The 14,394-nt window shown below is 49.9% G+C and carries 19 protein-coding genes; 7 read left to right on the top strand and 12 right to left on the bottom strand.

The genetic code is table 11. From position 1 onward, the window contains the following. Window positions 1–16: 16 nt before the first annotated feature. From ABC502_RS18145 to ABC502_RS18135, 3 genes are read left to right on the top strand one after another with little or no spacing between them, the layout of a single operon-like run. Window positions 17–265: a hypothetical protein gene (locus ABC502_RS18145; RefSeq protein WP_330087228.1), complete on the top strand. Its 249-nt coding sequence runs from the start codon at window positions 17–19 to the stop codon at window positions 263–265. Then, the gene (gene pnuC / locus ABC502_RS18140; protein ID WP_330087229.1) at window positions 262–909 is read left to right on the top strand and encodes a nicotinamide riboside transporter PnuC; all 648 of its coding nucleotides are present in this window, start codon (window positions 262–264) and stop codon (window positions 907–909) included. Before ABC502_RS18145 ends, pnuC begins: the two co-directional genes overlap by 4 nt. Continuing rightward, entirely contained in the window at window positions 849–1,790 is a 942-nt protein-coding gene (locus tag ABC502_RS18135; protein WP_345916869.1) for a phosphotransferase, read from the top strand. Before pnuC ends, ABC502_RS18135 begins: the two co-directional genes overlap by 61 nt. Here the strand turns inward: ABC502_RS18135 and ABC502_RS18130 are convergent. Further along, the gene (locus ABC502_RS18130; protein ID WP_330087231.1) at window positions 1,776–1,958 is read right to left on the bottom strand and encodes a helix-turn-helix domain-containing protein; all 183 of its coding nucleotides are present in this window, start codon (window positions 1,956–1,958) and stop codon (window positions 1,776–1,778) included. The two genes, ABC502_RS18135 and ABC502_RS18130, sit on opposite strands and share 15 nt — an antisense overlap. A gap of 209 nt (window positions 1,959–2,167) precedes the next feature. On the opposite strand from ABC502_RS18130, the gene ABC502_RS18125 reads away from it, so the two are divergent. Then, window positions 2,168–4,291: a S9 family peptidase gene (locus ABC502_RS18125; RefSeq protein WP_345916868.1), complete on the top strand. Its 2,124-nt coding sequence runs from the start codon at window positions 2,168–2,170 to the stop codon at window positions 4,289–4,291. A 44-nt stretch (window positions 4,292–4,335) separates the two neighbouring features. Here ABC502_RS18125 and ABC502_RS18120 read toward each other — a convergent pair whose 3' ends face one another. From ABC502_RS18120 to ABC502_RS18070, 11 genes are read right to left on the bottom strand one after another with little or no spacing between them, the layout of a single operon-like run. Then, window positions 4,336–4,611, bottom strand: coding sequence for an HPr family phosphocarrier protein (locus ABC502_RS18120; RefSeq protein ID WP_345916867.1), 276 nt, complete (start codon window positions 4,609–4,611; stop codon window positions 4,336–4,338). Then, window positions 4,595–5,458, bottom strand: a complete 864-nt coding sequence (gene rapZ, locus ABC502_RS18115; protein WP_345916866.1) for an RNase adapter RapZ — start codon at window positions 5,456–5,458, stop codon at window positions 4,595–4,597. Before rapZ ends, ABC502_RS18120 begins: the two co-directional genes overlap by 17 nt. Next, window positions 5,459–5,929, bottom strand: coding sequence for a PTS IIA-like nitrogen regulatory protein PtsN (ptsN, locus tag ABC502_RS18110; RefSeq protein WP_330087235.1), 471 nt, complete (start codon window positions 5,927–5,929; stop codon window positions 5,459–5,461). It lies immediately after the preceding gene. A gap of 5 nt (window positions 5,930–5,934) precedes the next feature. Continuing rightward, window positions 5,935–6,222 (bottom strand): ribosome hibernation promoting factor, encoded by a 288-nt coding sequence (gene hpf / locus ABC502_RS18105; RefSeq protein ID WP_091339274.1) that lies wholly within the window; start codon window positions 6,220–6,222, stop codon window positions 5,935–5,937. A gap of 25 nt (window positions 6,223–6,247) precedes the next feature. Beyond that, entirely contained in the window at window positions 6,248–7,732 is a 1,485-nt protein-coding gene (locus ABC502_RS18100) for an RNA polymerase factor sigma-54 (protein ID WP_345916865.1), read from the bottom strand. Between the two features lie 48 nt (window positions 7,733–7,780). Continuing rightward, window positions 7,781–8,503, bottom strand: a complete 723-nt coding sequence (lptB, locus tag ABC502_RS18095) for an LPS export ABC transporter ATP-binding protein (RefSeq protein ID WP_330087237.1) — start codon at window positions 8,501–8,503, stop codon at window positions 7,781–7,783. Next, entirely contained in the window at window positions 8,500–9,018 is a 519-nt protein-coding gene (gene lptA / locus ABC502_RS18090; RefSeq protein ID WP_345916864.1) for a lipopolysaccharide transport periplasmic protein LptA, read from the bottom strand. Before lptA ends, lptB begins: the two co-directional genes overlap by 4 nt. After that, complete coding sequence (gene lptC, locus ABC502_RS18085; protein WP_345916863.1) at window positions 9,008–9,562, bottom strand: LPS export ABC transporter periplasmic protein LptC; 555 nt, start codon at window positions 9,560–9,562, stop codon at window positions 9,008–9,010. Before lptC ends, lptA begins: the two co-directional genes overlap by 11 nt. After that, window positions 9,559–10,116, bottom strand: a complete 558-nt coding sequence (gene kdsC / locus ABC502_RS18080) for a 3-deoxy-manno-octulosonate-8-phosphatase KdsC (RefSeq protein ID WP_345916862.1) — start codon at window positions 10,114–10,116, stop codon at window positions 9,559–9,561. Before kdsC ends, lptC begins: the two co-directional genes overlap by 4 nt. Beyond that, window positions 10,117–11,085, bottom strand: coding sequence for a KpsF/GutQ family sugar-phosphate isomerase (locus ABC502_RS18075; RefSeq protein ID WP_330087241.1), 969 nt, complete (start codon window positions 11,083–11,085; stop codon window positions 10,117–10,119). It abuts the gene before it with no gap. A gap of 10 nt (window positions 11,086–11,095) precedes the next feature. Beyond that, window positions 11,096–12,061 carry a calcium/sodium antiporter gene (locus ABC502_RS18070; RefSeq protein ID WP_345916895.1) on the bottom strand — a complete coding sequence of 322 codons (966 nt, stop codon included), beginning with the start codon at window positions 12,059–12,061 and terminating at the stop codon, window positions 11,096–11,098. 287 nt (window positions 12,062–12,348) lie between these two features. Between ABC502_RS18070 and mlaF the strand changes: the two genes are divergently transcribed. Genes mlaF through mlaD form a run of 3 tightly spaced genes read left to right on the top strand, consistent with a single transcriptional unit; the run spans window position 12,349 to window position 14,394 of the window. Further along, complete coding sequence (mlaF, locus tag ABC502_RS18065; protein ID WP_330087242.1) at window positions 12,349–13,149, top strand: phospholipid ABC transporter ATP-binding protein MlaF; 801 nt, start codon at window positions 12,349–12,351, stop codon at window positions 13,147–13,149. Then, window positions 13,149–13,931: a lipid asymmetry maintenance ABC transporter permease subunit MlaE gene (gene mlaE, locus ABC502_RS18060; RefSeq protein WP_330087243.1), complete on the top strand. Its 783-nt coding sequence runs from the start codon at window positions 13,149–13,151 to the stop codon at window positions 13,929–13,931. The genes mlaF and mlaE overlap by 1 nt, the downstream gene beginning before the upstream one ends. Before the next feature lies 1 nt (window position 13,932). After that, a complete protein-coding gene (gene mlaD, locus ABC502_RS18055) occupies window positions 13,933–14,394 on the top strand; it encodes an outer membrane lipid asymmetry maintenance protein MlaD (protein ID WP_330087244.1) in 462 nt (153 codons plus the stop codon).

The following is a 14,394-nucleotide window of genomic DNA, read 5'->3' as shown; positions in this document are numbered from 1 at the left end:
CTCTCAGGAGGTAATGATGCAACTGTCGGTTGAAATCAGCAAGTACCCACTGGCCGATGAGTACATTGGCCCCATCAAGGCTTTTATTGCTGAGCTGCAGCAAGAGCCTCAGCTGCATATAATCACCAACACCATGAGTACCCAGTTGTTTGGTGACTACGATGTGGTGATGGCGGCATTGCAGCGCTGCATGAAATGGTCGTTTGAGCGGTACGGTAAACTGGTATTTGTCTGCAAGTTTATTCCCGGTGATCTGCGACCATGACGGCGGCTTTGCAGCAATTCTGGCAAGAGTGGCAGTTGCTAACCAGCCTGGAGCTGGTCGCCATGTTGCTGGCGCTGGCTTATTTGCTGCTAGCGATGCGCCATAGTTTATGGTGCTGGCCCGCGGCCTTAGCCAGCACGCTTATCTACACTTATGTAATGTGGCAACATCAGCTGTATTCAGAAACCTTGCTGCAGCTTTACTATGCCGCTATGGCGGTATACGGATTGGTGCACTGGCAACAGTTGCAGCAACAACTGCAGCAGCCTGAAACCGTGAAGCCAGTGATTGAATGGCGTTTAAAGCAGCACCTTGGCTGGATAGGCATGGCCGCTGGCACTGGCCTGGTGCTGGGCTATTATATGGCCAATCATACAGCGGCTGACTTTGCCTGGCTGGATGCCCAGACTACTACCTTTAGCATTATGACCACGGTACTGGTGGTGCGCAAAGTGTTATCGAACTGGCTGTACTGGGTGGTGATTGATGCGGTTTGCATCTATGTTTATTTTCAGAAAGGCCTGTACTTCACTACCGGCCTCTTTGTACTCTACACCTTCTTGGCAGTGATAGGATACCTGGCATGGCGCAGCCATTACCGGCAACAACAACATACCAGCGGGCAGGTGCTGCAGCCGGCCTGAGCGAAGATGAAGCGGAGCAGCGTATTCGTCAGCTATGTCTGCATCTGGAGTTTTTTGCCAGTCATCCACCTTTGGCCATGAGACCTCTGTCGCAGGGCAGCACCAATTTAAGTTACTGGGTACAAACCATTCGCGGTGAATACGTGGTGCGGCATTATTCACCGGATGTAACCGGAGTCTGTCGTCAGCAGGAGTTGCGGTGTCAGCATGCAGCGGCAGTGGCTGAGTTGGCGCCTGCACCCTTGTGTCTGAATAACCATCAGCAAGTGCTTATTTCTGAATTTTTACCGGCGGGGCAGCCTTTGCAACTGACTGCCGCCCGAATCGATGCGATGGCATCTCAGCTGGTGCGTTTGCACCGGTTGCAAGTTCAAACGCCTTTATTGCATCCAGGACGCTATTTGCAAGAGCTAAAGTCTCATGCTTCGGGCCCCTGGCAGGAAGCTCAGGCTACAGTCTTCAAACAATTAGTGGCGGTGGTGCTTGCTTTTGAACAGATGCCGCAGGATCAGGTATTGTGTCATCTGGATTTGCATGCCGGTAACTTGCTGTGGCAAGAGGAGCGGATCTGGTTGCTGGACTTTGAGTATGCTCAATTAGCCGACAGCAGTCTGGATTTGGCTTCGCTGCTGGAAAACTTCCCGCTACCCTCTGAGCAGAGTCAGCAGTTACTGACCAGGTATTATCAGCAGCGTAATGTTGGTATTCATCCAGCTTTTTTGCGGAAAAAGCTGGCTGCGGCCAGGGTATTGTATCAGGGGTTTTGCTGGCTTTGGTACCTGGCTTTGCCAGAAGGCAGACTGCAAGCACAGTCTCATCTGCAACGGCTGCAGCAGGTGCTGCAGCTCTGGCAGGCTGAGAGCAAGTTAAAGACCACCTAACCGTTCGGCCAGTATTTTGTATCGCTCTACATCTTCCTTTTTAAACAAGGGTTTACCTTGTTCGTCTTTATCCGTTGTCACCAGCAGGTTTTCCCGCGCCAGTCGTTCTACCCGAATACCCTGAACGCCAAGATACTCCGCTACTTCATCCACGGTCATCAGTGCCATGATGGTTTCCTTTTGTTGGCTTCATTGCCTTTTCTGAACTAGTTAATTGTTTAAGCTTAAGTAAAGCGCAAAATTTGTGATTTGTGAATCAAAATTTTTCCGTTGGGTTGAAACACCTCGTTACACCTTACCATAAACCTGGCCGTAGCTTTAAACGAAATGTCATGGTAATTTTCGCAGGTTAACAAAATGATAAGAAAGGAAAAAGAATGAAGTTATTAACATTGTTCATGGGAATGCAGCTCGGGCTTAGCGCCCAGGCCCTGGCAAATACACCGCCACAGCCCCCGATAGCAGAGGTACGACCTTATACCGTCAGTTCGGCACATGGTGAACGACAGGATCCGTATTATTGGTTGCGCGATGACAGTCGGAGTAATCCTGAAGTGATTGCCTATCTGGAGGCAGAGAATAGCTATTATCAGGCCTATCAGGAGCCTTACAGTGCGTTAGTGGAGGAGTTGACTGCTGAGCTTATTGGCCGGATCCAGCAGGATGACAGCACTGTGCCGTATGTGATAGGAGATTATCTGTACAGCAGTCGTGTGGAAGCTGGTAAAGAATATGCTATCTATGTCCGAACCCCAGTTGCTGGTGGTGAGGAAGAGATTATCCTGGATGTGAACACCTTGGCAGAAGGCCATGCGTATTTTCAGGTTGCTAACTGGTCCGTTAGCCCGGATCAGAACAAGCTGGCCTATTTGGAAGATACCAGTGGCCGTCGCCAGTATCAGCTGCGTGTGAAAGATCTGACCACTGGGGCCTTGCTGCCGGACACCATGACTGGCCTGTCTTCTTCGTTGGCCTGGAGTGCTGACAGTCAGCATCTCTTTGTGGTGGAAAATGATCCTGTCACGCTGCTAAGTACCAAGGTCTATCGCCATCAACTGGGCACTGCACCAGAGCAACGGGCGCTGGTGTATCAGGAGCAGGATAACAGTTTCTACATGGGGGTTGGCAACACCCGTGATCGTAACTTTGTGGTGATCGGGGTAAGCAGTACGGTTTCCGACGAAGTACGGGTGCTGGATGCCAGGCAACCCAAGGGGGAGTTTCAGTTAATCGCACCACGCCAGCGCGATTTCAAATACTCAGTGGATCATAATGCCGGGCGTTGGATCATCAATACCGATTGGGATGCACCCAACTATCGGCTGATGACAGTAGCGCACACTAAAATTGGCAACAGGGAGCATTGGCAAGAATTGCTTGCTCATGATGAGCAGGTGTTTGTGCAAAGCTTTGTGGCTTTTGATAACTACCTTGCGATTAATGAGCGCAGCAATGGTTTGCGTCGTATCCGTTTTTTATCCTGGGATAAGCCAGAAGAAAGCCACTTTGTGGAGTCGGATGAGCCTGCCTATGTGATGTGGTTTTCAGCCAACCCGGAAACAAACAGCAACTGGTTGCGTTATGGTTACACCTCGCTTTCTACCCCGGCCAGTGTGTACGAGGTGCATATGGCAACCGGGGAGCGACGCTTACTGAAAGAAGCAGAAATCCCCGGAGGTTTTGATCGCAGCAATTATCGGACCGAGCGGGTCTGGGTGCCGGTAGCCGGTGAGGTGACGATCCCCGTAAGCTTGCTGTATCACAAAGATTTTAAGCAAAATGGCAGTGCGGCCTTGTATCAGATGGCGTACGGCTCTTATGGTATCTCGATGGATCCTGGCTTTAATGCAAATATTTTATCCTTAGTCGATCGGGGGTTTGTGTACGCGATAGCACACATACGGGGTGGCCAGGAAATGGGGCGGCAGTGGTACGAAGATGGCAAGCTGCTGAACAAACACAACACCTTTACTGATTACATTGCAGTGACAGATTACCTGGTGAAACAGCAATACGTTGCTGGTGATAAGGTGTTTGGTATGGGCGGGAGTGCTGGTGGCTTACTGATGGGGGCTGTCGCCAATATGGCACCAGAGAAGTACCTTGGCCTGGTAGCTCATGTGCCTTTTGTGGATGTAGTTACCACCATGCTGGATGAGAGCTTACCGCTAACCACCAACGAATACGATGAGTGGGGCAACCCGAATGAGAAGCAGTATTACGACTACATGCTCTCGTACTCGCCCTATGATCAGGTCCGTAAACAAGCTTACCCAGCGCTTTTTGTGACCACAGGCTTTCACGACTCTCAGGTACAGTATTTTGAGCCCGCGAAGTGGGTTGCCAAATTACGGACAATGAATACATCAAATCAGCCAATCCTGTTTCGGACAACCATGGAGGCAGGTCATGGGGGCCGGTCCGGCCGCTTTGCCAGAGTAGGACAAACTGCGGAAGAATATGCTTTTATTCTTGATCTGCTGCAACGCCAACAACCGTAAGGATTGTTCAATCGCACCACACCGTAATTGTTTACGGTGTGGTATCAGGATTCTTCGAAGCCACTGGCAATCAAGTGCACCACCGCCTGTAAGGCCTGACAGGCATCTTCACCTTCAGCCACAATTTCAAGCAATTTACCTTTACTGCTGGCGAGCATAAGCAATGCCAGTACACTGCTGGCATCAGCGGTTTTACCATCCTGAATTAATTCGATTTTACTGTGAAATTGCTGGCACAACTGAGCCAGTTTGGCGGCAGGCCTGGCATGCAGGCCGAGCGGATTAACGATGGTAACTTCGGCGCTATACTTTGTGGCCATGGTGACGTACCAGCTCGCGATGACGAATTTGTATATCGCTGCGTTGTTCGCGCAATAACGTAGCCAATTGCTCTGCAATAAAGACCGAACGGTGTTGTCCGCCTGTGCAGCCAATGGCAATGGTCAGATAACTGCGGTTATTTTTTTCCAGCTGCGGCAACCAGTGATTGACGAACTGATGGATCTGTTGAATGTAATCGTGCACTACTGTTTTGGATGCAAGGTACTGTTGTACTGGTTGATCCAAACCGGTTTGAGGCTTTAACTCTGGCTCCCAGTGAGGATTGGGTAAAAAGCGGGCATCGAACACAAAATCGGCATCTTTGGGAATGCCATATTTGAACCCAAAAGACTCAAACAGAATCACCAGCCTGCCAGATTGCTGACCCAGCAAGCGTTCACGCAGTTGATCGGCCAACTGATAGACATTGAGCTCTGTGGTATCAATATACAGATCGGCCCGGCTGGCGATAGGATCGAGCAGTTGCTGTTCCCGTAAAATGGCATCTTCCAGCGACATGGCCTGGTGAGATAAAGGGTGTAGCCGTCTGGTTTCACTAAAGCGCTTGATCAGGCTGTTGTGATCCGCATCCAAATAGAGGATGGTCAGCTCCAGTTTGCGGGGGAGGTAGGAAAGAATTTCTGCCAGCTCGTCCGGATCTTCCGGCAGGTTACGCACATCAATGCTGATAGCGACCCGCTCGTATTTATCCATCACTGCATTTGCCAGGGTCGGTAATAAATTCACCGGGATGTTATCGACACAGTAATAACCAAGGTCCTCCAGCACCCGCAAGGCGACGGATTTTCCTGAGCCTGAACGACCACTGACGACCAAGAGTTTCATTTACGATTCCGCCTCTTGTTGCGCATCAATTAAGATCTGATACAGCTGACTATCGGATTCTGCATGCCGTATTTTGCGGGTCAGCTCTTTTTTCGATAGTAATCTGGCAATGGATGCCAGAGTATTCAGATGCATTTGACACTGGTTTTCCGGGATCAGGATGGCACAAAAAATATCCACCGCCTGGTTATCGATAGCATCGAATTGGATCGGCTCTTTGCTGACCACAAAGATCAGTACCGGCTGCTCAACATCTTTCAGTTTGCCGTGAGGGATGGCGATGCCGCCACCAATACCCGTTGAGCCTAATCGTTCTCTGGTCATCAAAGACTCAAGAATGACGTACTCGGATGTCTCGGGCAATTGCTTATGCGCCAGCTCGGCGATGTATTCAAGAATGCGCTTTTTGCTGTTAAAAAGGACTGCACTTTTGGTGCAGTCCTGAGCTAGCATGGTGCTTAATGTTGTCATGTTGGTCAGTGTCGGGCTAATTTCTCTTTATGCTTGATGACCTGCCTGTCCAGTTTATCAATCAGCTGGTCAATCGCTGCATACATGTTTTCACTTTCTGATACGGCAAAAACTTCACCGCCGTTCAGGTTGAGCTTGGCTTCTGCAATCTGCTGTAATTTTTCCACGTTTAGCACCACATGTACATTGTTTATATGCTCAAAGTGGCGTTCGAGTTTGGCAAACTTATTGTCCACATAGTCTTTCAAGGCTTCGGTGATTTCAACATGACGACCAGTAAGATTGATTTGCATAGCCTGTTTCCTTCTAGTTAAGTACTCAGAGTAAGGTCTTGCGTTGATTTGACGGCGGAATCAGCAAGGCCTCGCGGTACTTGGCAATGGTTCTGCGGGCAACATTGATGCCCTGGTCCGACAAAATTTCCACCATTTTACTGTCACTCAGTGGTTTTGCCGGGTTTTCCGCCGCCACTAACTTTTTAATCAGTGCCCGGATGGCTGTCGATGAGCATTCCCCACCATTTTCGGTACTGACATGGCTGGAGAAAAAGAATTTCAGCTCAAAAATGCCTCTGGGCGTATGCATGTACTTTTGTGTCGTTACCCGCGAAATGGTGGATTCATGCATACCAACCATTTCGGCGACATCGTTCAACACCATAGGTTTCATGGCTTCCTCGCCATGCTCAAAAAAACCCTGTTGCTGTTGCACAATGCAGTTTGAAACTTTGAGCAAGGTGTCGTTTCTACTTTCGATGCTTTTCAAAAACCATTTGGCTTCTTGCAGGTGCGAGCGAATGAACTGACTGTCTGCCGAGTTTCTGGCGGTTCTGGTCATGGCTGCATACTGCTGGTTAATACGTATTTTGGGCATGGAATCAGGGTTTAGTTCCACCTGCCAGCGGCCTTTTATTTTTTTTACTGTCACATCCGGAATAATGTAGCTTTGTTCTTCCCGAATCACGGTGGTACCCGGGCGCGGGTTCAGGCTGTGGATGAGCCGCATCGCATCGCGCAGCTCATCTTCTTTCAGTCGGGTCAGTTTCATCAGGGTGCGAAAATCCCGATTGGCGAGCAAGTCGGTATGCTCACTAATCAGTTGCCTGGCTGCAGCGAGATGGGGAGTATCCGGGCTGAATTGCCGTAACTGAACCAGCAAGGATTCTTGTACATTGCGTGAGCCTACCCCGATGGGATCAAACAACTGAATGCGCTTGAGCACGGCTTCAACTTCATCTTCCTCTACGTCGGCAAGGCCGAGCGATTCCAGGATGTCCTGACAGCTGATGGTAAGAAAGCCACTTTCGTCAATGGCTTCGATAATAATTTCGGCGATGGCGCGATCGGTATCGGAGAAAGGTGTTAGCTCCATCTGCCAGCGCAAATAGCTTTGCAGCGTTTCGGTGGTTTCTCCCTGATAGGCGGTATCGTCTTCACCATTGTAATTGCCGGAGGTAACCGGGGCGGCACTGACTAAATCATCCCAGTGGTTATCAAGGGGCAAATCCTCACTAATGTCCTGACTGGTCATGGCTTCGCCGGTATCAGGTTCATTTGGCTCGTCATTACCACTGTCGTCCGGGGCATCGTTACGATCACGGGCTAATTCACCTAACCCATGTTCCTCACTGTTATTCAGTTGCTCGTAATCGTCCTCAGATTCCAGCAGAGGATTGGCATCCAGAGCTTCCTGGATCTCCTGTTGCAGCTCAATGGTCGACAGCTGCAACAGCCGGATAGCCTGCTGCAGTTGAGGAGTCATGGTAAGTTGCTGGCCAAGGCGAAGTTGTAAAGATGGCTTCATTAGCGTGTACTGTGCTCCTGCATAAGAATAGAAAGCCTGTCGCTATAACTATAGCCTGAATTGTTCACCTAGGTATACATCCCTGACCTGCTGATTGGCAAGTACATCCGCCGGAGTGCCTGTTGCAATTAACTCCCCATGACTAACAATATAGGCGGTTTCACAGACATCAAGGGTTTCGCGCACATTGTGATCGGTAATTAGCACGCCAATGCCTCTTTGGCTCAGATGCTGAATAATTTTTTTTATATCCAGCACCGAGATTGGGTCAACACCGGCAAAAGGTTCGTCCAACAACACAAAGCGCGGATCAGCAGCCAGTGCCCGTGCTATTTCTACCCGTCTGCGCTCTCCTCCGGATAAACTCATACCCAGGCTTTGGCTGATATGGCCAATATGGAACTCTTCCAGCAAATCATCGGCTGTCTCTTCCTGCTGCGCGGGGGTTAAATCCTTACGGGTTTGTAGAATTGCCATCAGGTTGTCACGAACCGTCAGCTTACGAAAAATAGAGCTTTCCTGTGGCAAATAACCAATACCAAGACGGGCACGTTGATGAATAGGTTGATCGGTTAAATCATGCTCACCAAGTTGAATGCTGCCTTTATCACTGGGTACCAAGCCAACAATCATATAAAATGTCGTTGTTTTGCCGGCTCCATTGGGACCCAACAAGCCGACGATCTGGCCCGAGCGAACTTCCAGACTTACGTCTTTGACAACCTGCCGCCCTTTGTAGCTTTTTGCCAGATGCGATGCAGTTAACTTCATGGTTGTTGGTTCTCTTCATTGATAGCTGATGGTTGTTGATTTTCAGGGGCAAAAATAGTCCGCACCCGCTCATTCTCACCACGTTCGGCCTGCAACTGCTGAGTTTCCATGTTGTACTCAATTTTTGCAGCTTGTACCAGGCTGCCGCTTTGTTTTAACTCAGCGTCTCCGACCATCAACAGGATGCGACTGGCACGGTCGTATCGGATCTCAAAAGCTTCTGCCTCTACCAGCGAGTTATCTTCCATGCGTTGACTGTAGGTCGCCGGAGAGCCTGTGGCAATAAAGACTTCCATGCCTTTGCCTGCGGAGCCATCGACTTCCAGCCGCTCTGCTCGGATAGTCAGGCTGCCTTGCTGTACCAGCACATTGCGCTCGTAGACGACATTGGAACTTTGTAAATCGGTGAAAAAAGCCTCGGAGTCAATGCTCAGCGGCTGCTGAAAATCTTGCTGGGTTGAAGCCAGTGCTGGTGTTGTTAGCAAGAAAGCTACCAATACGATCTTAAGGTTCATTGTGATAATCCGTTCTGTAGTGCTGCTCAATGTGAATGGTTTGCTCTGCAATGCTGGCCTGCATGCCCCGGCCGGAAATGGTGAAGCCGGCACCAAAGATATCTACATTTTCTTCGGTAGATAATATCTCGGATGCCAGTGACATTTCCAGATAACTGGTTTGTACCCGATCAATCAGTGCTTCTGTGACCAGGTTCTGCAACAAGACGTCACCATCTAGAATCAATTTATCATCCGGGTAGAGTACTGCCGAGCGACTGGATGCTTGCCAGCTAAGATTATGAGCTCGATCCAATAAGGTAAAGATGGGTCGATCGAGCTGGGTAAAGCCAAGCAAGTCGTAGTGCTCCATGCGCTCAGCCTGCACCAGTTCACTCAGTTGTCCCTGTTCATCATACACAATACGCGTAAGCTGCTCAGCGATAAAGTCAGGTATCAGCTCGCGCTCAGTCAGGATTTGCCGGCTGTCATCGCTGCTGCTGAACCACCGATACAGCAAAGTAAACAGCACAACACCGAGCAACAGGTAAGCGACAGGTTTCATGTGCTGCTGCCCCGGAACTGCTGGAAGGCGCCGATACTCATCAGCAACAGATCGGCTACTTCCCGTACAGCACCGAAGCCGCCGGGGCAACTGGTCACGTAATGGCTGTGAAGTCGCAGGTAGGGGTGCGCGTCCTGCACGGCAACACTAAGACCGACCTGCTGCATCACTTCCCAATCACTGAGATCATCGCCAATGTAAGCGACCTGGTGTGGCTCCAGCTGCTCTATGGTGAGCACTTCTTCAAAGGCAGGTATTTTATGCTCCTGGCCCTGGTAAATATGAGGCACCGTCAGGGATTGCATACGTTGTTGCACAATTCTGGACTGTCGCCCGGTAATAATGGCGACTTCGATCCCGGCTTTGCGCAAGGCTTTAATGCCGTACCCATCCCGGGTATGAAAAGCCTTTAATTCTTCGCCAGAGTTCCCCAAATAAATACGACCATCCGAAAAAACACCATCGACATCGCAAATCAGCAAGCGGATTTGTTGGGCCTGTTGCCAAAGCTTGGCCGGGACTGCCTGGTAGCACTGTTGAAAGAGTTGTTGCATTCAAAGCACTCCTGCTTTTAATAAATCATGCATGTTCATGGCGCCAATAGGCTGTTGTTGTTGGTTAACAATCACCAAGCCATTGATTTTACGCTGTTCCATTAGTTTTAGTGCTTCTGCAGCCAGCATCTGTGGCTTGGCGGTGATGCAGTTTGGTGTCATCACGGCAGCAATGCTGGTGTCGTGAATATCAAAGCGCTGATCTAAAATGCGACGTAGATCGCCATCGGTGAAAATCCCCTGCATGATGCCAGCATCATCTACCACCGCCGTCATTCCCAGGCCTTTGGTGCTCATTTCCAGCAAAGCAGTTTTAATGGTGGCGGTGATGGGAACTACTGGCATGTTGCTGCCCGTATGCATTACATCCTCTAACCGCAACAATAAACGGCGCCCCAGGCTTCCGCCCGGATGCGACAGGGCAAAGTCATCGGCCGAGAAGCCTCTGGCATTGAGCAAAGCAACCGCCATAGCATCCCCCATTGCCAGTGTGGCTGTGGTGCTGGCTGTAGGGGCCAACCCAAGCGGGCAAGCCTCTTGTTCTACCTGTACACAGACATGAACATCCGACAACCGGGCCAGGGTTGACGCTGGATTACCACTCATACCGATCAGGTGGGCACCTATACGCTTTAGTACCGGAATAATGGTGAGTACCTCACCGGTTTCGCCGGAGTTTGATATGGCAATCACCACATCGTCTTTGGTTACCATGCCTAAGTCACCATGGCTGGCTTCACCCGGGTGGACAAAAAAGGCCGGAGTGCCGGTTGAAGCAAAGGTGGCCGCTATTTTATTGGCAATGTGGCCGGATTTGCCCATACCGGAGACAATCACCCGGCCAGGGCTGTCCATAATCAACTGGCAAGCCCGATTAAAGTCATCGTTAATAAAGCGCGCCAGTTGCTGAATAGCGCTTGCTTCAATTTGTAATACCTGCAACGCCTGTTGCTTGAAATCTGTGGTCATGCGCTACCTGTTAATTCATGCTGGAAAATAATAAGTACTGATAGCCGACAAAAGCTGCCAGCAGAATAAAACCTTCGACCCGATTTATCCGCCGAAGTTTGCCAAGACGCAAACTCATCAGCAACAAGGCCAGTGTAGCAGCCATCATGACATAACTATCTCGTCCGGCAGCAGCAGGATCGATCATACCGGGAGCTATCACAGCACCAACGCCAAGCACTGCCAGAATGTTAAAGATATTTGAGCCAATAATGTTGCCCAGTGCCAGGTCATCTTCACCTTTGAGCACACCAATCAGACTGGCGGCAAGCTCTGGCAGGCTGGTACCAATGGCAATAATGGTCAGGCCAATCATCAAATCACTCATGCCAAAGTGACTGGCAATAGTGACTGCACCATGCACCAGCAGTTGTGAGCTGGCCAGCAGTAATGTTAAGCCAAGCAATACCCAGACAACAGCTTGCCAGGTAGGCTTAACGGGGGGCAATTCAGCCTCGTACTCTGTGCGTAATGGATCATCGGGAGTAGCATGTTTGCCCCAATACACCATAAGCATCAGGAATAATGCAAAGCCAGCCAAAAACAGTACCCCTTCAGCGCGGGTTAAGCTTTGGTCGGCTAAAAACAGGTAGCCAAGCAGGGTGACCAGAATGAGCAACGGAAACTCGCGTTTAATGGTCATGGAAGCCACTGCGATGGGTTTCAGTAACGCGGTTGCACCTATCACTAAAAGAATATTGGTGATATTCGAGCCCAGCGCATTACCAACCGCGGTGTCCAGCCTACCTTGCCAGGCAGCGGTGGCGGAGACCATGATTTCTGGCGCTGACGAACCCATGGCCACAATCGTCAGGCCGATGATCATGGGAGAAATATTGAGGTTACGTGCGATGGACGAAGCCCCGTAGACAAAACGATCGGCGCTCCAGATGAGTAGCACCAGGCCAACCAGAACGAAAATGGTGGCAACAATCAGTGGAGACACTGGGTGTTCCTTATGGGTCAATTGGTCCGAAAGTCGTATTTTCCCGTTTATTGTCAGGAAAAGCAAAACTTATGCATGCTGGTACTGTTCGACTTTTTGCAATGACTTGTTACGAATAATAACAAGGTAGTGCCGCAGTAATTTTGTTACAATCGGCTGATCGGAGCTGGACTTGCACAGGGTTATCCGGCGTTGCCCGATTGAATTGGCGGCATGAGGTCGTTATAGTTCGCCCGCACTGCTGCGGCAGTAAGCTTAATTATGCTATGGAGAGAACCTTGTCCGATTTGTTGGTGGATATTAAAAATCTGACATTCAGTCGTGGTGAGCGGTTGATTTACGACGATATGAGCATGCAGGTGAAACGTGGTCAGGTGACTGCTATTATGGGGCCCAGTGGCATCGGTAAAACGACGTTACTCAAGTTGATCGGTGGCCAGTTGCGGCCTGATCGCGGTGATATTTTGTTTAAAGGCTGCTCCATTCCGAAAATGAGCCGCTCAGAGCTGTATCAAACCCGTAAATCGATGAGCATGTTGTTTCAAAGTGGCGCTTTGTTTAGTGAGTTGTCGGTGTTTGATAACGTTGCTTTTCCTATTCGCGAGCATACCAAGCTGCCTGAGACGTTGATCCGAACCATCGTTTTGATGAAGTTGGAGTCGGTTGGGTTGCGAGGAGCAAGAGACCTGATGCCATCAGAGTTATCCGGCGGTATGGCTCGCCGGGCTGCGCTGGCCAGAGCCATTGCCCTGGATCCGGAACTAATTATGTATGACGAGCCTTTTGCCGGCCAGGATCCGATTTCGATGGGGATTGTGGTCAAACTGATTCGTGAGCTGAATAATGCGCTGGGGCTGACCTCCATCGTAGTTTCTCATGACGTGCCGGAAGTGATGAGCATTGCGGACTATGTGTACGTGGTGGCGGAAAAGCATGTGATTGGCCAGGGAACACCAGAACAGCTGCGACAAGATCCATCCCCTTTAGTGCAACAATTCTTAAAGGGTGAAGCAGACGGAGCTGTCCCCTTTCACTACAAAGCGGCACCTTATGCCGATGAATTGATGGAGCTGTTGTAATGTTAGTGGATCGCATACAGCGCCTGGGTGCCAATACCATCCAAACTGTGGCTGGTTTAGGCCGGGCTGCTCTGATGCTGCTTGGGGCAGTTGTTGGGAAGCCGGATGTTCGTAAAGGCTTTCCTTTACTCATCAAGCAACTCTACGTGGTTGGGGTGTTGTCTTTGCTGATTATTCTGGTATCTGGCCTCTTTATTGGCATGGTACTTGGACTGCAAGGCTACACCGTACTGGTGAAATTTGGTGCCGAAGGTATGTTAGGCCCATTAGTTGCGCTGAGTCTGCTGCGCGAGCTGGGACCCGTTGTAACCGCTTTGCTGTTCGCTGGCCGTGCAGGCAGTGCTTTAACGGCTGAGATTGGTTTAATGAAAGCCACTGAACAAATTTCCAGCATGGAAATGATGGCGGTAGACCCATTACGGCGAATAATCGCGCCTCGTTTTTGGGCTGGTGTTATCAGCATGCCGCTATTGGCGATCATTTTTACTGCTGTTGGCATTTTAGGTGGTCATCTGGTAGGGGTCGACTGGCTGGGCGTGGATGCTGGCAGTTACTGGTCAGCGATGCAGGCCAACGTCGATTTGTACCAAGATGTTTTTAACGGCGTGATAAAAAGTGTGGTGTTTGCTTTTGTCGTGATGGCGATCGCCTTGCATAAAGGCTTTGATGCAGTGCCAACCTCAGAGGGCATTGCCCGGGCAACCACAGAAACAGTAGTTACTGCGTCTTTGGCGGTGCTGGCATTTGATTTTGTACTAACCGCTTTAATGTTTGGTGGATAAGATGAATACACGGAAAATTGAAATCTTTGTGGGTGTTTTTGTAGCTTTAGCAATTGCCGCCTTTCTGGTGCTGGCGTTGAAAGTAGCCAATACCGGTTTTGCCGGCTCTGGCGATACCTATACCTTGTACGCTGATTTTGAAAATATTGGCGGCTTAAAAGCCCGCTCACCGATTAAGGTCGGCGGTGTGGTGGTAGGACGGGTGGCATCGATTGAGTTGGATAAAACCTACTACACACCAAGAGTACGCCTGGAAATTAGTCGGCAATACGATAATTTCCCGGAAACAAGCTCCGTGGTTATTTTGACGTCAGGACTGCTTGGTGAACAATACCTGGGTATTCAACCGGGCTTTATCGATGACACTGTACATATTCTGCAAGATGGGGATGTCATTGAAGACACGCGTTCAGCCATGGTGCTGGAAGAGTTGATTGGTCAGTTTCTATTTAACCGGAATTAA

It is taken from the genome of Alkalimonas sp. NCh-2 (assembly GCF_039631345.1).
GTDB classification, from domain to species: Bacteria; Pseudomonadota; Gammaproteobacteria; order Enterobacterales; family Alteromonadaceae; genus Alkalimonas; species Alkalimonas mucilaginosa.
The sequence above is the reverse complement of the archived record's forward strand: the minus strand, read 5'-3'. Positions and strand labels throughout refer to the sequence as shown.